This window comes from Streptomyces sp. NPDC059169 (assembly GCF_042755225.1).
Taxonomy (GTDB): domain Bacteria; phylum Actinomycetota; class Actinomycetes; order Streptomycetales; family Streptomycetaceae; genus Streptomyces.
Genome location: NZ_JBHZCF010000012.1, coordinates 80255 through 100908, shown reverse-complemented (window position 1 = coordinate 100908; position 20654 = coordinate 80255). Strand labels below are relative to the sequence as shown.

At 69.8% G+C, this 20654-nt stretch carries 16 protein-coding genes; 10 read left to right on the top strand and 6 right to left on the bottom strand.

Annotated elements, in window-relative coordinates; translation table 11 throughout:
- Nucleotides 1-14: 14 nt before the first annotated feature.
- Nucleotides 15-563, bottom strand: a complete 549-nt coding sequence (locus ACFXOM_RS22485) for a DUF1062 domain-containing protein (protein ID WP_384939990.1) — start codon at nt 561-563, stop codon at nt 15-17.
- A gap of 554 nt (nt 564-1117) precedes the next feature.
- Here ACFXOM_RS22485 and ACFXOM_RS22480 point away from each other — a divergent pair.
- The 4 genes from ACFXOM_RS22480 to ACFXOM_RS22465 all read left to right on the top strand — a co-directional run bounded on the left by ACFXOM_RS22480 (nt 1118) and on the right by ACFXOM_RS22465 (nt 6423).
- The gene (locus tag ACFXOM_RS22480; protein WP_384939988.1) at nt 1118-2086 is read left to right on the top strand and encodes a phosphoribosylglycinamide synthetase; all 969 of its coding nucleotides are present in this window, start codon (nt 1118-1120) and stop codon (nt 2084-2086) included.
- A gap of 173 nt (nt 2087-2259) precedes the next feature.
- On the top strand, nt 2260-5265 hold the full coding sequence (locus tag ACFXOM_RS22475; RefSeq protein WP_384939986.1) for a BTAD domain-containing putative transcriptional regulator: 3006 nt from the start codon (nt 2260-2262) through the stop codon (nt 5263-5265).
- Between the two features lie 125 nt (nt 5266-5390).
- Nucleotides 5391-5564: a hypothetical protein gene (locus ACFXOM_RS22470; protein ID WP_384939985.1), complete on the top strand. Its 174-nt coding sequence runs from the start codon at nt 5391-5393 to the stop codon at nt 5562-5564.
- 145 nt (nt 5565-5709) lie between these two features.
- Complete coding sequence (locus ACFXOM_RS22465; RefSeq protein WP_384939983.1) at nt 5710-6423, top strand: response regulator; 714 nt, start codon at nt 5710-5712, stop codon at nt 6421-6423.
- Between the two features lie 4 nt (nt 6424-6427).
- Here the strand turns inward: ACFXOM_RS22465 and ACFXOM_RS22460 are convergent, their stop codons facing one another.
- Genes ACFXOM_RS22460 through lysX form a run of 5 tightly spaced genes read right to left on the bottom strand, consistent with a single transcriptional unit; the run spans nt 6428 to nt 14755 of the window.
- Entirely contained in the window at nt 6428-7501 is a 1074-nt protein-coding gene (locus tag ACFXOM_RS22460) for an acyl-CoA dehydrogenase family protein (RefSeq protein WP_384939981.1), read from the bottom strand.
- Between the two features lies 1 nt (nt 7502).
- Nucleotides 7503-8657, bottom strand: a complete 1155-nt coding sequence (locus ACFXOM_RS22455; RefSeq protein WP_384939979.1) for an acyl-CoA dehydrogenase family protein — start codon at nt 8655-8657, stop codon at nt 7503-7505.
- Between the two features lie 10 nt (nt 8658-8667).
- Nucleotides 8668-12750: an amino acid adenylation domain-containing protein gene (locus ACFXOM_RS22450; RefSeq protein ID WP_385039046.1), complete on the bottom strand. Its 4083-nt coding sequence runs from the start codon at nt 12748-12750 to the stop codon at nt 8668-8670.
- 5 nt (nt 12751-12755) lie between these two features.
- Entirely contained in the window at nt 12756-13880 is a 1125-nt protein-coding gene (locus ACFXOM_RS22445) for a M20/M25/M40 family metallo-hydrolase (RefSeq protein WP_385038975.1), read from the bottom strand.
- Entirely contained in the window at nt 13877-14755 is an 879-nt protein-coding gene (lysX, locus tag ACFXOM_RS22440; protein WP_384939975.1) for a lysine biosynthesis protein LysX, read from the bottom strand. The genes ACFXOM_RS22445 and lysX overlap by 4 nt, the downstream gene beginning before the upstream one ends.
- Nucleotides 14756-15004: 249 nt before the next feature.
- Between lysX and ACFXOM_RS22435 the strand changes: the two genes are divergently transcribed.
- The 6 genes from ACFXOM_RS22435 to ACFXOM_RS22410 all read left to right on the top strand — a co-directional run bounded on the left by ACFXOM_RS22435 (nt 15005) and on the right by ACFXOM_RS22410 (nt 20625).
- Complete coding sequence (locus tag ACFXOM_RS22435; RefSeq protein WP_384944167.1) at nt 15005-15736, top strand: sulfotransferase family protein; 732 nt, start codon at nt 15005-15007, stop codon at nt 15734-15736.
- Between the two features lie 134 nt (nt 15737-15870).
- The gene (locus ACFXOM_RS22430) at nt 15871-16440 is read left to right on the top strand and encodes a hypothetical protein (RefSeq protein ID WP_384939972.1); all 570 of its coding nucleotides are present in this window, start codon (nt 15871-15873) and stop codon (nt 16438-16440) included.
- Between the two features lies 1 nt (nt 16441).
- Nucleotides 16442-17494 carry a BtrH N-terminal domain-containing protein gene (locus tag ACFXOM_RS22425; protein WP_384939970.1) on the top strand — a complete coding sequence of 351 codons (1053 nt, stop codon included), beginning with the start codon at nt 16442-16444 and terminating at the stop codon, nt 17492-17494.
- A gap of 43 nt (nt 17495-17537) precedes the next feature.
- Nucleotides 17538-18833: a DegT/DnrJ/EryC1/StrS family aminotransferase gene (locus ACFXOM_RS22420; protein ID WP_384939968.1), complete on the top strand. Its 1296-nt coding sequence runs from the start codon at nt 17538-17540 to the stop codon at nt 18831-18833.
- Complete coding sequence (locus tag ACFXOM_RS22415; protein ID WP_384939966.1) at nt 18830-19672, top strand: transketolase; 843 nt, start codon at nt 18830-18832, stop codon at nt 19670-19672. Before ACFXOM_RS22420 ends, ACFXOM_RS22415 begins: the two co-directional genes overlap by 4 nt.
- The gene (locus tag ACFXOM_RS22410) at nt 19669-20625 is read left to right on the top strand and encodes a transketolase family protein (RefSeq protein WP_384939965.1); all 957 of its coding nucleotides are present in this window, start codon (nt 19669-19671) and stop codon (nt 20623-20625) included. The genes ACFXOM_RS22415 and ACFXOM_RS22410 overlap by 4 nt, the downstream gene beginning before the upstream one ends.
- Nucleotides 20626-20654: the final 29 nt, after the last annotated feature.

Genomic DNA, 20654 nt, shown 5'->3' with positions numbered 1-20654 from the left:
GCGGACGACAGCGTTCAGCGCTTGAGCGTGAAGGCGAAGTCGCCGGAGAGCTTGCCGCTCAGCCGGACCGACGAAACGAGTTTCCCGTCGGTGATCATTTTCTCGACCTCGGCCCGTGAAAGACCGCAGCCTTCAGCGATCAGTCGTACCGGTCTGACGGGGATCCGCGCCGCGAAGCGGACCGACACGTCGATCACGTCGCGATCCAGCTGACTCGATCCGCCGGTGTCGAGACGCCAGGCGTTGTCCCAGTCGAGGGCGATGCGATTGCGGCGCCGCACGACCGGGTCCTGGAGCAGCTCAGCCGCCAGGCGGGGGTCGTTGTCGTGCAGTCGGTCCAGCAACTCGGGCCGTACGGAGCGCACGTTCATCCGCTCCATGACCGTGAGCTTCGTGGTCTCCCCGCAACCGGTACAGAGCGCGAGGAGCCAGACGTCGATGAGTTTGTGGTTCGCGTTGACGCGGAACTTGCCGCTCGTCCGGAAGCTGTCGGATGCACATACATGGCAACGGCGGCGAATGAGCGGAAGACAGACGGGTTCAACTACCCAGTTTTCGAGCACGGAGGTACACCTGTTCCAGTGAGAAGCTCGCAGCAATAAGAAGCGCGGCGCAGAGGCGCGACGGGCGACGAATTAGCGCTCGGGAGACTTCACACGGTGTACAACGGCGTGTCCTTGGCTAGACGACGTGGCTCGGGACCAAGGTAGTGATAAACGGCAACACCGTCCCACTGGTTTTCGGACATCTCACCGCCAGGATTTTTATGTCGGGCCGGCGTGTCATCGCCGGTAGTACGGGGCGACTTGCTCGGCCGCCCCGGCGAGTACAACGGACGCTACGGAACCCGGTCACTCCGCGCGTCAGCGACAGGTTCAACCGGCGGTACGCGTAGCGTTGACCTTCCTCCGCGGCGGCTGCACATCTCGCCTACCCGTCACCGAGTCACCCGTGCCACTCTCGGCTGGAGCCGCACACCGGTCGCCTTGGCACCGAGCCGGCGGAGGTTGACGCCGGGGAGGGAAGGGGAGGGGACCAGAGAGGGAAGACCGCACGGCACAGTGGCCGTATGTATGCATACTCCCCGAGAAGTTCGCAGCTCAGGCTGCTTTTGGTGATGCCCAGTCACCAGCTCGTGCGCAAAGGAGCCGAGCGGGGGCTCCGTATCTGGTCGCTGTGGAATGAGTCGGAGTTGGAGGTCGACTTCGCGCCGCACCTCGAATCAGCCTCCGAGGAACTGCTGCTCACCGACTTCACGGACGAGGCCGGACTGCGCGATACCGTCGCCCGGACGGCGCGGCGCCACGACATCGACGCTGTTCTGCACTGCGGACACGGCAGTTCCGTTCTGCCGGTGGTCCGGGAGGCATCGCGGCTGGGTCTGTCTCCGAACCCCCTGGCGGTGTACGAACGGCTGCAGTCCTGGGAAGAAGAAGACCGGGCTCCCGCAGAGGCTCCCAGGGTGGGCGTCGAGACGCTGACCGTGGACGGGACCCACCACGTGGTGGGGATGACAGCTCAACGCACCACGGGCCCACCGGACTTCGTCGTGACGGGCTACCTCCATCCGGCGCCGTTGACCGAAGACGAGCAAAAGATCATCTCGGCGGTGGTCGAGGAGCGGCTGACGGTGAGCGGATACCGCTTCGGCCCGGCTCACACGGAGGTGGCGCTGCTGCCCTACGGGCCGCGGATCGTGTCCTGCCGCCTGCACCTGGGCGCCGACCGCATCCCCCTGCTCGTCGAGATCGCGCGCGGGTTCGACCTGGAGGCGGCGACGTTCACGGCCCTCCTGGGTGGCCGCCCGGTCGTGCCGAAGGCCTTCCAGTATGCGGAGGTCGGCTTCATGCTGCTGCCCGAAGGGCGGCTGGAGACGTACACCGGCACGGAGGACATCGCCGTGACGCCATGGGTCCGCGGAGCGCGTTTCCCGTACTCGGCCGGTGACCGGATCGCGTCAATCGGAGATCCGCGCGCCCGGCGCGCCTACGTGGTCGTGGAGGGGAGTACACCTGAGGTCACCCGTGAACGGGTCGCCAAGGCGCGACAGGATCTCGTCACCGACATCCGGCCGGCGGACGGGTGACGCGCGCCGGCTAGGCGTGGCCCCTTCTGCGCGACGCGGAGGCGGAGGGAGGAGAGGCGAGATCTGATATGCCTGGTGCGTGTGCTCCGTGACATGATCTACCCTCTGTGGCGTGCGTCCCATCTCATCGCTGATCGGGGGAGGATAAGGTGCGGGCCGCGACATCGAGTGAAATGGAAGACGATAGAGATCCCGGACTTGATTTCGCTGTTCTGGGATCCCTGGAAGTACGTAGTGGCAGCGCATTCGTACCGGTCAACGGGACTCTTCAGCGGCGCGTCCTCGTGATGCTGCTCCTGGAGGCGGGACGCGTCGTGCCCGTCTCCCGCCTGGTGGCGGCCGCGTGGAACGACGAACCGCCGGACAGTGCCGAGCACCAGGTGCGCAAGACGGTCGCCAAACTGCGCAGCCGGATTCCGCACGGCCACGACATCATCGTCACCGACGGACCCGGATACCGCGCGGTCGTCGACACCGAGCAACTGGACCTCCTGCGCCACCAGCAGCTGTTGCGGCAGACCAGGGCATCACAGGAGGCGGGACAGACCGAGCGGGCCGCGGCACAGTTACGTGAGGCGTTGGCGCTGTGGCGGGGGCCCGTGCTGTCCGGTTCCGGCGGCCATGTGATCGACGCCGCCTCCACGGCGCTGGAGGAGCAGCGGCTGACCGCCGCCGAGCAGCTCTATGACCTGTGCATCGACGCGGGCGAGTCCGCCAAGATCACGAGCGAGCTGCGTGTCCTCGTGGATGAGCATCCGCTCCGCGAGACGCTGCGCAGCCGGCTGATGCTCGCCCTCTACCACTCCGGCCAACAGGCAGCCGCACTGGATGAGTTCACCCGTGCGCGACGGTACCTCGCGGAGGAACTGGGCATCGATCCCGGTGCGGAGCTGACCCGACTGCACGAACGCATCCTGCGCCAGGACCCGTCGCTCACCCGACCGGAACCCGCCGTGGCCCGTGCTCCGCACCAGGCGACGGAGGTTCCGCACGCGCTGCCGTTCGACGTGCCCGACTTCTCCGGCCGCAGCTCGGAGTTGGAGTGGGTCTGCGACGCGGCGAGGCGTTCCGTGGAGGGGGCACCGGCAGTCCTGGCCCTCGACGGCATGGGCGGCGGCGGCAAGACGGCACTGGCCATCCGCGCCGCCCATCAACTGGCCGAGCAGTATCCCGACGGCAGCCTCTTCATCGACCTGCATGGCTTCACACCCGGTCAGACGCCTCTCAACGCGTTCCAGGCACAAGGGGACCTGCTCGCCGCCGCCGGTATCCCCAGCGACGAGCTGCCCACGGTGCCGGCGGGACGCGCCGCGCGGTGGCAGTCGTACATGCGGGGCCGTCGCATGCTTCTGGTGCTGGACAACGCCGCCGCGTCGGAGCAGGTGCGGGAGCTGATCCCCGCCTCGTCCGACAGTCTGGTCCTGATCACCAGCCGCCCGCGGCTGACCGGTCTGGACGGAGCCGAATGGCTCTCCCTGAGGCCCCTTCCGGAGCCGGAGAGTCACCAGATCCTGCGCAACACCCTCGGTGCCGAGCGCGTCGAGAGGGAGCCGGCCGCTGCCCGTGAGCTGCTGCGCCTGTGCGGTGGACTGCCGCTGGCGGTCCGGATCGCCGCCGCCCGGCTGGCGAACCGCCCGCAGTGGACGGTCCAGCGACTCGTGGAACGGCTGCGGGACCACGACCGGCGCCTGGACGAACTCACCAGCGAGGGCAGAGGAGTGGCGGGCGCCCTGCTGCTGTCGTACCAGTCCATGCCCCGGGAACAGCGAACGGCCTTCCGGCTGCTGGGGCATCACCCCGGACGCTATCTGGACGCCGAGGAGGCCGCCGCACTGCTGGACACCGACGTGTTGGCGGCCGAGGACGTGCTGGAAGAACTCGTGGACATACGGCTCCTGGAGGCCAGGGAGCCGGGAGTGTACGCGCTGCACGATCTGGTACGCAGTTTCGTTCAGCGCGTCGCGCAGAGCCAGAAAGAGCCGGAGGACGGGCAGGCGATGCGACGACTGCTCGATCACTACCTGACCTCGGCGGAACGTGCTTGCGACACGCTGTTCCCCGGGCGGCGTCACTTCGGGGACGTCGACTCGAACGGTCTGGAGCGCGACGAGTTCCGTCACAAGGACAAGGCGCTCCAGTGGCTCGACCAGCACCGCGACAGTCTGCTGGCGGCGGTGGACGCCGCGTACGACGAGGGACTGCTGCAGCATGCCGCGCGGCTGCCGCGTGAGCTGGGCTTCCACTCCAGTATCCGCGCCTACGACGCCAGCGCGAACGCAGCGCTGGAGAAGGGGGTCAGCGCGTCGCGGCAACTCGGGGACCCGTCGCTGACCCGGCTGAACCTGATGAATCTGGCCATGGGCAAGTGGCGGCTGGGGCAGCTGAGCGAGGCCGTCGCCCGGCTGGAGGAAGCCGTGGAACTGTCCCGGGAGATGGCCGACATGCACAGCGAGGCGGAGTGCCGAGCCCGGCTGGGACAGGCGTGCAACAGCATGGGTGAGCTGGAACGCGCCCTGCAGCTGTGCCAGGAGGCCAACGCGCGAGCGCAGGAGCTCGGCTTCACCCGGCTCGACGGTTCGTCGCTGAGCACGCTCAGCCTGGTCCAGGTGCGGCTGGGGCTGTTCGACGAGGCGGCGGCGTCGGCGGAGAGGGCGCTGGCCATCTTCGACTCGATCAAGGAGATACAGCTCTCCGTGGACGCGCTGAGCAATCTCTCCCAGGCGATGGAGCGCCTCGGCCGCCTCGAGGAGGCGCTCGCCTGGGCCGACGCGGCGCTGGAGCGGTGCCAGCGCATGAACATGTCCTCGGTGCTGCCGCTCGTGCTCGCCCGCAGAGCCGACGTACTGGCGCGCATGGGGGAGGCGGACGAGGCGGCGGAGAGCGCCGACCAGGCCCTCGCCAAGGCCACCAGAAGCACCGACGACATCCACCGTGCCACGGTGCACCTCTCGGTGGGGCGCGTGCGGTACGCGCAGGGGGACCTCGACACGGCCCAGGTCCAGCAGCTCCTGGCTCACGAGATCGCCTGCCGGATGGAGCTGCGCTACGAAGAGGCATGCGCGCTGTGGGGCCTCGGCCGTACCGCCGACGCCCAGGGCGATACCCGGTTGGCCCGGCAACACCGCGCGGCGGCGGACAGCCTCTTCTCCCTCATGAAAGTGCCGGAGAGCGCACGCTGAGCCCGGTGAATCCGGTGGCCTGCGCCAGAGGGATCGGGCGGGTGTCCGGAGGGGAACGGGCCGGGAAGGCGAGTCGCGAATATCGATGGAGTCATAAGGCCCATCTCTGCCACGGGAGTTCACTGATGCGCTTCGCCCCTATCGCCTCCGCCTCTGCCCTTGCTCTCGGAGTGCTTCTGGGGGAGTTCACGATCTCCTCCGAAGCCGTCGCGCCGGGGACGGTCCAGCACCGCACCGTCGCCTTCGTCTCGCCGGCGGACCTGACCGCTTCCGAGGGTGACAACAACGGCAACGGCTGAGCGGGTGGGCCGCAACCAGTGGTTGCGGCCCACCCGTCCAGCCACCCGAAAGAGTCACTGTTCTGGGGCGTGCCTCGCGATATCGGGGCGCTGCGATCCCGTTCGTGACAGCGAGGCTTCTACCTAATCCTCACGGGGGAACATAATGACTATTCGGGTGCTCATCTGTGATCAGCTGCCCGTGATCGCGGACGGTCTCAAGACCCTCCTGGATGCAGTGCCGGACATCGACGTGATCGGCACGACCCACAACGGCATGGAAGCCATCGTTCTCGTGCGCACCCTGCGTCCCGATGTCGTGGTCACGGATCTGAGCCTCCAGACCATCTCCGGCCTTGAGATGATCCGCAGACTCGGCAAGGAGGACGAACCGCCCAACGTCGTCGTGTTCACTGCGTCCACCACCGACAAGACGGTGAGCGACGTACTGCACGCCGGCGCGAGCTGTCTGCTCGGCAAGGACGCGAGCCCGCAGGAGCTGATCACCGCGATTCAAGCGGCAGCCGTCGGCCAGACCATGCTCGCGCCCGACATCGCCGAACGCCTGGTCACCTGGTTCCGCGCGCAGCCGGAGCCCCAGGAGGCCGTGACGTGCCCGGAGTTGACCGAACTGACCGCGCGGGAACGGGAGGTGACCAGGATGGTCGCGCTGGGCATGTCCACGGAGGAGGTGGCTCGCGAACTGATCATCGGTGAGGCCACGGTCCGTACCCATCTCTACCGAGTGCGGACCAAGCTCGGCGTCCGCGACCGCGCCGAGCTGGTGTCACTGGCCTTCCGCACCGGACTCACCCACTCGGCCGACCGGCCCCTCGGCGACGAGAGAATGATGTCGACGGGCAGCCTGCGCGCCAGTTGATCCCCTAGGCCCGGATCGTCGCCGCGGTCGGAAGCTCCGTGCCGGCCGCGGCTCGCCGCGCCGTTCGGACGCGGTCGGCGCCGACGATGCGCCAGAGCGCGGCGGGAACGCCGTACCGGACGGATTCGGCCGCGGCTAGCCGGAAGTACCGGTGCAGACCCAATTCCGCCGTCATGGCGCGCACCCCGCAGCTCTGCATGCACAGCCGCACCACGTCGCGCGCGGTCTCGGCAGCCATCGCCAGCGCCATGACCGGCGCGGTGCCGACGGCGTCCGGCTCCGCGTCGACCGTCCAAGCCGCTCGGTACACCGCCGCCCGGGTCGCGCGCAGCGCCACCAAGGCTCGCGCCAGCGGGAACGCGACCGCGGGCAGATCACGCAGTCGGCTGCCGAACTGCCGTCGGAAGCCCGTGTATTCCACCGCAGCCTGGTGCGCGCCGTCGGCGATGCCCAGCAGGTAGGCGGCCTGCCGTAGCCGCGCCCGGGTGAGCGGACCGGTGGGCGAGTCGTCCAGAGTCCCGAGCACGTCCACAGAGGTGACCGGCGTGGCATCGAACCTGGCTACCGGCGGCCAGCACCCGCTCTCCGTGGTGCAGCCGGGCGACCTGCGCTCCACCGCGACGACCACCGGCTCGCCGCCCGTCCTGGTCGCCACCAGAAGTGTCCCGGCGCTCGCAACGTCCACCGTGACCGTGCCGGTCAGCTCCCAGCCACCCGCTCGCGGGATAGCGGTGACCCCGCTGCCGACCGGCAGCGCTTCCCAACCCGCCAGTGCCGCGCCGGCCGGACCGCCCACGTCGGCTGCCGTCGCATCGGCCCGGTAGGAGTTTCCGCAGGCCGCGCGACCGAGCTCCTCGCTGACCAACACCCCGGCCGTGAGGCCGAGGTCCAGGCCGCCGACGGACGCCGGCCGTTCGAGGTCGGCCGCGCCCAGTTCGTCAAGCACTGTCCGGGTGGGGCCGAGGGCTCCGTCGGTGACCGGTGCGCCGTGCAACTCCATCCGGGCGGGGACGCCGGCAAGGCCCGTACGCACCGCCTTGCGCAGTCGGAGGGCGAGCGGATCGGGGGTGAGGTCCATGTCAGTGGTCTTCCTGTCCGAGGGAGTCGAAGGCGGTGGCCATGATCTGGAGCATCACCTCGGAGGTCCCCGCCGACAACGTCAGCCCGGGCGCCTCCCGGTAGGCGGAGTCCAGGGTCACGGCGGCCCTGCTGCGGTTCGCCCGCTGCTCGGGGCTGGGGATGTCGGCGGCCCACGCCGCGATGCTCTGGGCGAGTTCGCTGCTGTGGTACTTGGCGACGGCCGTCGAGACCTGGTCGACCCGGCCCGACGCGAGGCCGGTGAGGACCTCCCAGGCGAGGACGTGGTCGGCGGTCAGCGCGCCGTACCAGCGGCCGATCCGCTCCAGGCGGTCGTCGTGCGAAGAGCCGGGGTCGCCGTCGAGCAGCGCGTCGAGGGCGGCCTGGAGCCAGTGCTCCGCCTTGAGGTGGTAGTCGAGACCGGTGCGTTCGATGGCCAGTGCCTCGTTGAGCAGCGGCCATCCCTCGTCGCGCGGACCGAGGAGGTCGTCGCCCGGCACCAGAACCGAGTCGAGGTCCACCCGGTGGAAGTGCTCGTCGCCGACGCCCGGTATGACCGACACGGTCACACCGGGGGCGCCCATGTCGACCAGGAACAAGCTGATTCCCTGGTACTTCCCGGCTCCTGGCGTCGTACGGGCCGCGCACAGCCCGAGGTCGACGAAGCGTGTCTTGAGGCTGAACACCTTCGTGCCGGTGATCCGGTAGCCGTCTCCGTCGGGCTCGGCCACGGCCCGCAGCGCGCCGAGATCCGATGCCGCGTCCGGTTCGGTGTACAGAACCGAGGCGAAGCTCCGACCGCGCGCCAGCGCGGGCAGATACCGGTGCTTCTGCTCGTCGCTGCCCGCCATCAGCAGGAACTGGCCGACGATCTGGATGGTGTTGACGTGGAAGGTGTCCGGCACTCCCGCGCGCACCAGTTCCTCGGCGACGATCGCGGCATCGGTCAGGGGACGGCCCTCACCGCCGAACTCGACGGGCCAGTGCACGGCGAGCAGGCCCAGCTTGCCGAGCAACCGGTAGAGCGGACGCGCGTCCGGCTCGACACCGTCGGCGCCGGTGGCCTCCTCCGCCGCGGCACGCACCTCGGCGGAGCGCAGGGCCTCGCGCACCTCCGCCCGGAACCGTTGTTGATCCTCGGTGAATCCGAACCGCATGTACGTCTCCTCAAGAGGCAAGCGTCTCTTCGATCGCCGCGACGATCCGGCTCAACGCCGGTTCCGTGAACAGGGTGTAGTGGTCGCCGGGCACGCTCTCGGTCCGGAACGGGCCCGTGCACACCGTCCGCCACTGCTCCTCCATGGCGATGTGGGGTGAGGCGGTGAGCATGGTGACCGGTCCGCCGTACGTGCCCGGCGGGCGGTACGCCTGCATGGACAGGGCGGAGGACCGGAACGTCGCGAAGCGGGAGGACAACTCCTGCTCGGTGAGGTCCAGTTCGATACCGAGGCTGGTCAGCGTCTCCTTGACGTCGGCCACGCCGGCGGCCGGATCGTCGAGGACCGCGCGCACCTCAGGGCCGTCCCGTCCCGTCAGTCTGGCGACGTCGTGCACGAACCGCTGCCGTACCGTCGCCTCGTCGAGGGGGACGGAGTCCTCGTCGTAGGCGGCGTCCAGGAGGACCAACGGCGGTCGTTCCCCGGTCTTCCCCTCGATCTGCCGGGCGACCTCGAAGGCGAGCACACCGCCGTAGGACCAGCCGGCCAGGCAGCACGACGGGGGCAGGCCGGCTTCCAGCAGGGAGTGCGCGATCCTGGCGGCGGTCGCCGCCAGTCCGTCCTGGGGAGCGACGAGGGCGTCGCGTGGATCGGCGGCGAAACCCGCCACTCCGATGTCCTCGCGCAGTGCCCTGGCCAGGGGCATGTAGCAGAACAGCTCACCGCCCGACGGGTGCAGCAGGATCGCCTGAGCCGGACCCGATGCACGCATCACCACCGGCGCCCGGTCGGCGTCCGGCGCGGCCTGCCGTCCGGACCGGCTCTCCAGCGCACGGAGCGGATCGCCGTCGTCAGCGTGCCGTGCGGCGCGGACGGTGTCGATGGTGGTGGCGAGGTGGGCGACGGTGGGTGATGCGAAGAAGTCGCCGAGCGCGATCTCCACCCCGAACCTGCGGTTGATCGCGGACATCAGCTGCACGGCCTGGAGGCTGTTGCCGCCGGCCAGGTAGAAGTCGTCGTGCACGCCGATCCGGTCGTCGTGCAGCAGGGGAGCGATCACCTCGCGCAGCAGCCGGCGCTCCGTCGCGGTGAGCGTCTCGTCGCTGACCTCCTCGCCCGCACGGCTCGGGTCTGGTGCGGGCAGCCTGCGCCAGTCGACCTTGCCGCTGCTGGTGAGCGGCAGCTCGTCCAGGACCACGAAGTACGACGGGATCATGTACGACGGCAGGAGCGTGCCCAGATGCTCGCGCACCGCCGGCACCTGCTCTTCGGTGACCCCGGTCAGATGGCCGACCAGGTGCTTGTCCCCGTTGCCGTCGGTCCACGCCCGTACGCTGACCGGCCCCATTCCGTCGAAGCCGGTCAACGCCGACTCCACTTCGCCCAGTTCGATCCGTAGTCCTCGAATCTTGACCTGCTGGTCGATCCGCCCGAGGAAGACGAGCCGTCCGTCTGCCAGGCGCTTCACCAGATCTCCGGTCCGGTACAGCCGCCCGCCGGGTACGGTGCCGAACGGGTCGACGATGAACTTCTCCGCGTTCAGTTCCTCCCGGTTGAGGTAGCCGCGTGCCAACCCGGCCCCGCCGATGACCAGTTCACCCGGCACACCGACCGGTACCGGGCGCAGTTCGCGATCAAGCACGTGCGCCACGTGGTTGGCCATGGGCAGTCCGATCGGTGGTGAGGCGTCCCAGCTGCCCGGGCACTCCTCCACGATCATCGTGACCGTGCACTCGGTCGGCCCGTACCCGTTGAACAGTCGCCTGCCCGGGTTCCACCGGTTCACCAGCTCACCGCTGAATGCCTCGCCGCCGACGAACGCGATCCGCAGGTTGGTGAACCTCTCGGGTGTGAGCAGCGGCATCACGGTGGGCGGCAGGTCGATGACGGTGATGCCGGCCTGCTCCATGAGCGACTGGAGCCGTTCGACGGACAGCCGTTCGTCGTCGGTCGCCAGGCACAGGCGGGCTCCGGTCATCAGCGCCGAGAAGGTCTCGAACACGGAGACGTCGAAGGTCATCGAGGCGAACCCGAGCACCCGGTCGGCCGGTGTCAGGTCGAACAACTCCCGGGTGGAGTCGATGAAGTTGACCACACCTCGGTGTTCGAGCAGCACACCCTTCGGCCTGCCGGTGCTGCCGGAGGTGTAGATGACGTACGCGACGTCGCCGGGCCGGGCCGCGAGCGGGGGATCGTGGTCGGGCTGCGCCGTCAGTTCCTCGCGGACGTCGTCCAGGGTGAGGACGGGCGCGTCGACCTCGCTCAGGGCCTTGTCCGCTTCGGCGTGGGCGATCACCATCCGCACGCCCGCGTCGGCGGCGATCTCCGCGACCCGCCCGGAGGGGTGCGCCGGATCGACCGGCACATAGGCCGCGCCGGTCTTCAGCACCGCGAGGATCGCGGTCGGCACGTCCACGTTCCTGCGCAGGCACAGGCCGACCCGATCGCCCGCCTCGACGCCGCGCTCGCGCAGCAGGGCAGCGAGCCGGTTCGCCCGGGCATTGAGTTCGGCGTAGCCGGTCTCGACGCCGGCGACGACGACCGCCACGCCGTCCGGGGACTCCTGAACGCGCGCCTCGAACTCCGCCACCACCGTCGATTCGCGCAGGGGCCGCACCGGACCCTGGCCGACGTCGGCCAGGAACTCCTTGTCCGCCGCGCTCAGCACCTCGGCGGAGGAGAGCGGGGCATCCGGGGCGGCGGTCAGGGTGTGCAGCAGGCCGTTGTAGTGCCGGGCGAATCGCGCGATGCTCTCGGCATCGAACAGGTCGGCGTTGAACTCGACGGCAAGGGAGGCGTCGACTCCGGGGGCGGCCTGCTCCACCAGGTGCCAGCTCATGTCGAACGGGGTGGTGCCGGTCCGGACGTCCTCGTGCGAGGCGGCGACACCGGGCAGACAGGTAGCGGCGTCTGCGGGCTCCGCACTGAACACGATCTGGAAGACCGGAGAGCGCGAAGGGTCGACGACCGGGTCCACCGCGTCGACCAGCTTGTCGAACGGCAGGCCGCCCCGCTCGGACGCCTCGGACGAGACATGCCTGACCCGCTGGACCAACTCGCGGAAGGTCGGGTTGCCGGAGACGTCGGCGCGCAGCACCCGTATGTCGGTGAAGAGTCCGATCGTCGAGGACACGGCGTCGTGCCGCCGGTTCGCGTCAGGGGAACCGATCACCAGGTCGTCCAGGCCGGAGTAGCGGTGCAGCAGCGTGAAGAAGGCGGCGAGGAGGACGTCGCAGGAGCTCGTGCCCTCCTGCCGGGCCAGCTCCCCCGCCTGCTCCAGGGCCTCGTGTGCGACGGTGCATCGGACCGTGTCGGCAGTGTAGGTCCGGGTCTCGCCCCGTGGCCGGTCGGTCGGGAACTCCAGTACCTCGGCCCCGGCCAGCTTGTCCCGCCAGTACGAGGCGAGTTCGTCCAGCTCCAGGCCGCCGAGCCGGTCGCGCTGCCACACCGCGTAGTCCGGGTACTGCACGGGAAGGCCGGGCAACCGTGGTGCGTCGCCGTCGCGCGACGACCGGTAGAACTCGGCGAGGTCACGCACCAGCACGCCGCGCGACCAGGCGTCGCAGACGAGGGTGGGTGCGTGGAACAGGAAGAGGTGGTCGTCCGGCGCCACTCTGATCAGCATCGCACGCCACATCGGCGTCCGGCCCAGGTCGAACGGTTCGTCGACCCGTCGCTCGACCAGTGCTCGCGCGGCGGCCAGCCGCTGCGCGTGGTCGTCCCCCGCCATCTCGACCACCGGCAGTTCGACCGGGACCTCGGTGGCGACGACCTGCATCGCGGCGCCCTCACGTGCCGTGATCGTGGTGCGCAGCGCCTCGTGCCGGTACACGACCGCGGCCAACGCCGAGCGCAGCGCGGCCGTGTCCAGTCCGCCCCGCAGACGCAGGCACAGCGGCGTGCCGGAGGCCGGGCGGTCCGGCACGGAATCGTCGAAGAACCGCAGGGTCTGCTGGGCGTACGACAGGGGCGCCGGACCTGTGGTGCCCCGCGACGTGGGGCCTCGCGTCGACCCCGCTTGCACATGCTCCCTCAGTCGGGTGAGGAAGCGCGCGCGGCGCTCTGCGGGCAGCGCGGCGAGACGCTGGGTCATGTCGGTCACCTGAGACTCCTCACGGGCAGCGGTGCGTCGGCCACCCGGTCGTCCGAGCGCACGGGCACGCGAGCCAACTCCGAGATGGAGGTGGTCAGTACGTCGATGCCGCGCAGGTAGTCCGAGAGCACGATGTGCTCGTCGTCGGTGTGGTCGAGGCTGCTGTCGCCCGGGCCGTAGGTCGCCATCGGGATGTCCCAGACCTCGGCGAGGGTGTTCATGTCCGATGTGGCCGTCTTCACCACGAGGCGTGGCCGGGCGTGCAGTTGCCGGATGCCGGACACCAGCGCGCGCACCACCGGGTCGGCCCGGCCCACCCGGCAGGCTGCCACCGCGTTCACCACGTCGAGGTGACCGGCCGGCAGTCGGTCACGCAACCCGCTCACCAGCTTGTCGACGTCGAATCCCGGGGGAATGCGGATGCTGAGGTCCGCCGACGCCGCGGTCAGATCGGCGTTGAGCCGGCACAGGGTCGCACCCGGCTGGTCGAACACGCCGTGGCTCGCGTCCGGCCCGAGCAGATCGACCAGCGTGTCCCAGCAGGCGACGGCCAGTTCGGACGCCTTGGGCACCGGGTTGCTCGGGTGGGTAGCGGGACACTTGACGGTGTAGCGCAGGTCCAGCTTGCCCTTGTAGCCGAGTACAACGCTCGACCAGCCACTGGGCTCGCCGATGATCAGCGCGTCGGGCGGGGCGTGGGTCGCGCGGATCGCCATCGCGCCACGCGAGCGAGGGGTCTCCTCCTCGACCACGCCGACCACCACGATCCGGCCGGGGAAGTCCACCGCGCCGGCCGCGGCACAGATCATCGCCGCGAGCGGTCCCTTCGCGTCCACCGCGCCGCGGCCGTAGAGTCGGCCGTCCTCGGAGCGGACCGGGAACTGGCCCGAGACGGTGTCCAGGTGCCCGAGGAGCATCACGGTCGGGCCGTCGCCGCGCTCGATCACGCCGATCACGTTGCCCACGCCGTCGATGTGCGTCCGGAAGCCCAGGCCCGACATCGCTTCGGCCAGGTAGTCGGCCAGCTCGCGTTCCTGGTAGGAAGAGGAGGGGATCTCCAGCATCTCGCGCAGCAGTCCGGCGGCGTACGTCTCGGTGACGGTGCCGGAAGAAGTGAACGCCCAGTTCATCGTTGCACTCGTTCCAGTAGGTGGTCGACGATGTGGTCCGCGACGTCGACACGGTCGGCGAGCGCGGATTGGAAACCGGAGAACTCGACCCGGTGATTGACCTCCAGGGCCAGCAGTCGGCCGTCGCGGTCCTCGATCAGATCGACCCCGGCGATGTCGGCGCCGACGGCGGCGGCCGCGTTGAGGGAGAGCTTGTCGATCTCCGGTGTCACCTCGCACGGCAGGGTCTGCCCGCCGAGTGCCACATTGGTGCGTAGGGACTCGCCGGTCCGGTAGACGGCGCCCAGCACTTGGCCACCGACCACGATCACCCTGATGTCCCGGCCGGGCTTCCGGATCAACTCCTGCACGTACCCGAGGTGCGACTGTGGGCCGGGCAGCGCGGCGGCGTACTCCAGCACCCCTTCCGCACTGGCCCTGTCGGGCAACTGGACCACAAGCCGTCCCCATGAGCCGACCAGCGGTTTGATCACTGCCGGGTAGCCGATGGAGTCCAGGGCGGCCAGCGCGGCCTGCGGGGTGAGGGCGAGCGCGGTGCGCGGAGTCGGTACCCCGGCCGCCTCCAGGGCCACGGTGGTGCGCCATTTGTCGCCGCACACCTCGGTCGCGTCCGCGCTGTTGACCACGTCGACCCCCGTGGCGGTGAGGCAGCGGGCCGCGTACGCCGCGCGGACCTGACCGATCTCCCGGTTCAGTGCGAGACTCCAGGGCTGGTCGCGCTGACCGGCCAGGAACCACTGCTGGCGCGTGTCGACATGGTCGAAGGGGACGCCTCGCCGGTCGAACGCGTCGAACAACCTCTTCTCGTCCGCGCCGACCCTGCTGGCGAGCACCGCGATCCTGCGGTCACCTGGGCGCTCCGGTGTCGCTGTCACGTGACCTCCGTTTTGGAATCACTGGTTGGTCGGACGGCATGACCGGCCTTCCTCGTAGAAAGGAAATTACGCGCTAGCCGGCACCGGGTGCGTCCGCGGGAAGTTTATGCACGGGTGCTCAGAGCGTTGGCTCCTCTCGCTGCTGCTGCGAATTCTGATTACCTGGCTCCGGAGGTCGCCGTGCCACTCTTGAGTGGTTTCGAATACTTGCCGCAATAGTTCGCTGCCGGCAGATGAAGAGGGGCAAATATGGGCCACGAATCGGAGCGGATCCCGGTGCTCGCCCTGTGGAGCGCACCACGCTGCCGCTCCACCGCGTTCGCACGGATGATGACGGAGCGGGACGACCGGGTCGTCGTACACGAACCGCTGTCCCGCGTGGTCGACTTCGGCGAGGTGGAGGTCGGCGACCGGATCGCGCGCAACGAGCGGGAGGTGCTCGCGGCGCTGCGTGCCACCGCGGCCGAGAAACCGGTGTTCTTCAAGGACACCACGGACTTCCACTACCCGGCGCTCCTCGCCGACGAGGAGTTCCTCTCGGCCGCGACGCACACCTTCATCGTCCGCGACCCGGCCGAGGCCATCGCATCGCACCATGCGCTCAACCCGGACCTCGGCCGCGACGAGATCGGCTTCGTCCGCCTGCACGAGATCTTCACCGCGGTACAGGCCGCCACCGGCACCACGCCGGTGGTGATCGACAGCGACGACCTGCTTGACCGGCCGGCCGAGACGGTGCGGGCGTACTGCGCGGCGGTGGGCATCCCCTTCCTTCCGGACGCCCTGAGTTGGGAGTCGGGCATGCGGTCCGAATGGCGATCGACCAGCAAGTGGCACCGGTCGACCAGTGAGACCACCGGCTTCACCCGGAACGGGAGCGCCGGAGCCGAGACGGTCGCGGCGGACCCGGTGTTGAGCGCCTACCGCGATTACCACCAGCCGTACTACGAGAAGCTGCGCGCCTTCGCGCTGCGGCCATGACCGCTCGGACCGGAATAGTCGACATGATTACCCGGCGGATGCGCCTGACGGGGATTCGGCTATTCAGGGTAGTTACCGCGCGGACGAAGGGTCTGGACGACCGGGCTAGGTTTGGAATGTAAGGCGGTGTTTCAGTGAGTGTCAGAACAAGCATGTACGAACCGGTCGACATTTCCGGTCATCGCAACAACACGGCTATCTCCGCGGCGACGGAGACCGGAGCGGGCGCGTTCAATGTATGGAGAAATTCGTTCGCGGCCGAATATCTGCCCGTCGGCGGGAGCCTCGTCCACGTGGACGGTGTGCCCTTCGAATTTCCACCGGTCTGCGACGGGCCGGACAACGTCCGCTGCGCCGGACAGTTCATCCGTGTCCCCGAGGGCCGCTACGACTGGATCCATGTTCTGGCGGCGTCCGAACGGCGCTGCGAGGACACCGCCGAGCTGAGCTTCGCAGACGGCTCGGTCGACACGGAACCGCTGCGGGTCTCCGACTTCTGGGCGGCACCCGCGTGGTTCGGCGAGGTCAAGGCGTTCGAGAGCCTCGTCATGCACTACCCGCACCACGTGCAACGAGGTGTTCCAGCAGTGATGTGGGCGCAGCGGGTGCCGGTCACCCGGCGAGCCGGCCTCACCGGCATCCTGCTGCCCCGCAACGTCGCGGTGCATATCTTCGCGGTCACCCTCCAGCGGACGGAGACCTGACATGGCCGTCGACGTGACGACAAGGACCTACATGATCACCGGTCCGGAACCCGAGTGGTGGTACCGCGACCTCGTCAGCTGCCTCCAGTCGACGTTCGGTTCGGTCCTGATACGGGAGGGCGCCGACCCGCTGGCCGTACTCGGCGCAGGGTGGCGGTTCCTGCACCTGCCGGGTGACGTCAGGTCAGAGGAGTTCTACTACCCGTGCCCCACCGACGAATCCGGTGACATCGACCTCGGCGCCGCGCTGGCACCCCACCACGACCTGCACGCGCGCTGGTGGCAGCCCTCCGACGAGAACGACGTCTGGCGAGAGATGCGTGCGGCGCTGGCCGACGACCGTCTGGTCATCGCCGCCGTGGACAATTTCCACCTGCCGTTCCGGCCCGCGTACGGAGACGTGCACGCCGCGCACCTGGTGGTGGTCTACGGCCTCGACGAGACCCGGGGGGTGGTCTACGTCTCGGACGCCATGCCGCCCGCGTTCCGAGGTGCCGTCCCGATCGAGAAGTTCCTGCTGAGCTGGGGTTCGGCCAACCCGACCGACGTCCAGGACGCGTTCTTCAGCGACTCACGGATCGGTCGGCGCTGCCTCGACGTCCGCCTCGGCACCCCGCCGGCGCCGTTGACGCCCGAATTGCTCGGCGGCTACCTGCGAACCGACGTCGACGGCTTCACCACGGCCGGCTCCGCCCGTACCGGTCTCTCCGGATACGACGCGTTCGCCGCGGAACTGCTGGAGCGGTGCAGGGCCGGGGACGCCGGCTCGCTGCGCGAGCTGTACCCGTTCGGTTGGGCCATGCAGGCGCAGGCGTCGCTCCACGGCGAGCTGCTGCGCCGCTGCGGCCGCGCATGGGACGACCCGGCGCTCGCCGGAGCGGGACGCGCGGTCGAAGCCGTCGCACACGCGTGGACCGGATTGCGGTTCACCGGTGCACACGGACTGGCGGACCCGAGCGCGGCCGCCTCCGACATCACGCACCACGCCAGGACGCTGCGCGGCGCGTACGAGCGTGCGGTCGCCGCCGTCGGAGCGGCGGCGGTGCGGCTGTGACCGCACACATTTCGACCATCGTGGCCCTGTGGAGTGGAGAGTGATGAGCAAGCTGGCAGCGTTCGGCGGCACGGCGGCCGTGCCGAGAGACCGGCGCCGTGTGCCATGGCCGTTGGTCGAGGAAGAGGACCGCAAGGCCGTCCTCGACGCGCTCGACGGCGCACGGCTGGTGTCCGACACCGACGGAGTGAATCCGGTGTCCGACTTGGAGGAGAACTGGGCCCGCCGTTTCGGTTTCGAGCACTGTGTCGCGGTGTCCAACGGCACCGCGGCCCTGGCCCTGGCACTCGCCGCGCTCGGCGTCGGACCAGGTGACGAGGTGATCGTGCCGGCGCTCAGTTTCATCGCGACCGGTCTCGCCCCCGTGCACCAGATGGCCGTTCCGGTCTTCGCCGACATCGATCCGGTCACCTTCAACATCGACCCGGACGACGTGGAGCGCCGGATCACACCCCGGACCAAGGCGATCATCCCCGTGCACCTGCACGGCGCGCCCGCCGACATGGACCGGATCACGGCGATCGCGCGCAGGTACGACCTCGCGGTGCTCGAGGACGCCGCACAGGCTCCCGGGGCCACCCACCGCGGGCGGCCGGTCGGCGGGATCGGCGATGCGGGGACCTTCAGCCTCCAGGTCAGCAAGAACATACCGACCTGCGGCGAGGGCGGCCTGCTCGTGACCCGCGACGCCGACCTGGCCGAGGCGGTGCGCCGCGGCAGACAGTTCGGCGAGGTGATCGAGGCCGGCCGCGAGCGCGACTACGTGTCCTACGGCCTGGGCTGGAACTACAAGATGAACGCCCTCCAGGCCGCGTTCACCAACGCGCAGCTCGGCCGGTACGACGACTACGAGCGCGCGCGGCAGCACAACGTCACCGAGTTCCTCGCGCGGCTCGCACGGCTGCCCGGCCTGCAGGTGCCCACCGCGCTGCCGGACACCACCCACGCCTGGCACATCCTGCGCTTCCGGTTCGACCCGGCCGCGTTCGGCCTCGACGGGGTGCGGCCGGAGGCGCTGCGCTCGGCGCTGCGACGACTGCTGCGCGCCGAGGGCGTACCGGTGTCGCAGTACCAGCTCATGCCGCTGCCCGACCAGAACGTGTTCGTGGAACGCGTTGGCTTCGGCTCGGGCTACCCGTGGTCCGTGACCGGTGCCCCCGGAACGGTCGCGGGTGCGAGCTACCCGGTGACCCGGGCGGTCATCGCCGACTCCCTGACCATCCAGAAGCGTCACCTCCACCCGGCGGCCGGCGAACTGCTCGGCATGTACGCGGACGCCTTCGAGAAGGTGTGGGCGAGCAGGGACATGGTGGCCACGCTCGCGAAGGCGGCCTCATGACCGTCACCCCGGTCCTGGAAAGGGACACCCTGGGCACGGTCGCCGCACGTATCCGCTCCCATGTCGTCGACATGTGCGCGGGGCCCGAAGGCGGCCATCTCGGCGGTGCGCTCTCCTGCGCCGACGTGCTCGCCGCGCTGTACTTCTCGGTGCTGAACGTGGATCCGCTGCAGCCGGACGACCCGGACCGCGACCGCTTCCTGCTCAGCAAGGGCCACGCCGCCGTCGGCCTCTACGCGACGCTGGCCGAACGCGGCTTCCTCCCGGTGGAGGAGCTCGCCGGATACGGCCGCCCCGGCTCCCGACTGATGGGCCATCCGGTGCGCGCGGTGCCCGGTGTGGAGTTGCCGACCGGATCGCTGGGCCACGGACTCGCGCTGGGCTGCGGCTTCGCGCTCGCCGCCCGGTACGCCGGACGGGACGCGCGCACCTTCGTCCTGCTCGGCGACGGCGAGCTCCAGGAGGGCTCGGTCTGGGAGGCGGCCATCGCGGCCGCGTCGCTCCGCCTCGACCGGCTGGTCGTGGTGGTGGACCGCAACGGTCTGCAGCTGACCGGTTCCACCGACGGCATCGCGCCGATGGAACCGCTGGCCGATCGCTGGCGCAGTTTCGGCTGGGCGGTCCGCGACGCGGACGGCCACGACCCGGACCGGCTGGCGGAGCACCTGAGCGCTGCGCCGTGGGAGCCGGGCAAGCCGAGCGTGCTGATCGCCCGCACGGTGAAGGGCCACGGACTGCCATTCCTCGCGGGCCGCCCTGTCAGCCACTACGTGACGCTGTCGGCGCGCAACCACGCGCGTGCGGTCCGCGCACTGCGAGACACGGAGGCAACGGGATGAGCCGCGCGACCCGGGAGGCGTACCGGGACAGTCTGGTGCCGCTGTTGCAGCGGCATCCCGAGCTGATGTGCCTGGACTCCGACACCGGCCTGTTCAACTCCGCGTATGCCGAGGCGGCGGGCGAGCAGTACCTCAACCTCGGCATCGCCGAGCACAACCTGATGGGCATCGCCGCCGGGATGGCGGCGTGCGGGCGGGTCCCCTTCGTCAACACGATGGCCGCCTTCGCCACGTCCCGGGCGCTGGAGGCCATCAAGATCGACATCGCCTACAACCGGTTGCCGGTCCGCGTCATGGCCACCCATGGCGGTCTCGCCGCGGGCCATCTCGGTCCGACGCACCAGGCCCTGGAGGATCTGGCCGTGATGCGTGTACTACCAGGGATGACCGTGGTGGTGCCCGCCGACGCCGCCGCCACGGAGGCGTTCGTCGAGCAGAGCCTCGACCTGCCCGGACCCCTGTACGTCCGACTCGGCCGCAAACCGACGCCGGACCTGCCCGCGGCCCCGCCGCCGGTCATCGGGAAGGCGCAGACGCTGCGGCAGGGCGGCGACGTGGTGCTCGCGAGCTGTGGTCCGTACCCCGTGCTCGCCTGCCTCGCCGCGGCGGAAGTCCTGGCCGCACGAGGGGTCGAGGCGACCGTGCTGAACATGCACACCCTGCGGCCGTTCGACACGCAGACGCTGGTGGCGGCCGCCCGACCGGCCTCGCTCGTAGTGACGCTGGAGGAGCACTGGCGCGGCGGCGGTCTCGGTGGCGCAGTGGCCGAAGCGCTGGCGGAGACGGTGCCCACGAGAGTGCTGCGACTCGGCATGCCGGATCAGTTCGTCGACACGGTCGGCAACCACGAACACCTCGTCAACCACTATGACCTCACCGCGGAGCGGGTGGTGAGGACGGTACGTACCGCCCTCGACCACGGCCGCGCCGACCTCGTCCCCTCCCCCTCGTGACACGTGGACACCCGAAGGAGGCAAGTGCC

Excerpts from the sequence above, each read along its gene's own strand:
- ACFXOM_RS22445 (WP_385038975.1), bottom strand. The coding sequence starts at position 13,880 with ATGAACTGGGCGTTCACTTCTTCCGGCACCGTCACCGAGACGTACGCC.
- ACFXOM_RS22425 (WP_384939970.1), top strand. The coding sequence starts at position 16,442 with ATGGCCGTCGACGTGACGACAAGGACCTACATGATCACCGGTCCGGAA.
- ACFXOM_RS22450 (WP_385039046.1), bottom strand. The coding sequence starts at position 12,750 with ATGACCCAGCGTCTCGCCGCGCTGCCCGCAGAGCGCCGCGCGCGCTTC.
- ACFXOM_RS22435 (WP_384944167.1), top strand. The coding sequence starts at position 15,005 with ATGGGCCACGAATCGGAGCGGATCCCGGTGCTCGCCCTGTGGAGCGCA.
- ACFXOM_RS22480 (WP_384939988.1), top strand. The coding sequence starts at position 1,118 with ATGCCCAGTCACCAGCTCGTGCGCAAAGGAGCCGAGCGGGGGCTCCGT.
- ACFXOM_RS22410 (WP_384939965.1), top strand. The coding sequence starts at position 19,669 with ATGAGCCGCGCGACCCGGGAGGCGTACCGGGACAGTCTGGTGCCGCTG.
- ACFXOM_RS22465 (WP_384939983.1), top strand. The coding sequence starts at position 5,710 with ATGACTATTCGGGTGCTCATCTGTGATCAGCTGCCCGTGATCGCGGAC.
- ACFXOM_RS22455 (WP_384939979.1), bottom strand. The coding sequence starts at position 8,657 with ATGCGGTTCGGATTCACCGAGGATCAACAACGGTTCCGGGCGGAGGTG.
- ACFXOM_RS22470 (WP_384939985.1), top strand. The coding sequence starts at position 5,391 with ATGCGCTTCGCCCCTATCGCCTCCGCCTCTGCCCTTGCTCTCGGAGTG.
- ACFXOM_RS22420 (WP_384939968.1), top strand. The coding sequence starts at position 17,538 with ATGAGCAAGCTGGCAGCGTTCGGCGGCACGGCGGCCGTGCCGAGAGAC.
- ACFXOM_RS22460 (WP_384939981.1), bottom strand. The coding sequence starts at position 7,501 with ATGGACCTCACCCCCGATCCGCTCGCCCTCCGACTGCGCAAGGCGGTG.
- ACFXOM_RS22475 (WP_384939986.1), top strand. The coding sequence starts at position 2,260 with ATGGAAGACGATAGAGATCCCGGACTTGATTTCGCTGTTCTGGGATCC.
- ACFXOM_RS22415 (WP_384939966.1), top strand. The coding sequence starts at position 18,830 with ATGACCGTCACCCCGGTCCTGGAAAGGGACACCCTGGGCACGGTCGCC.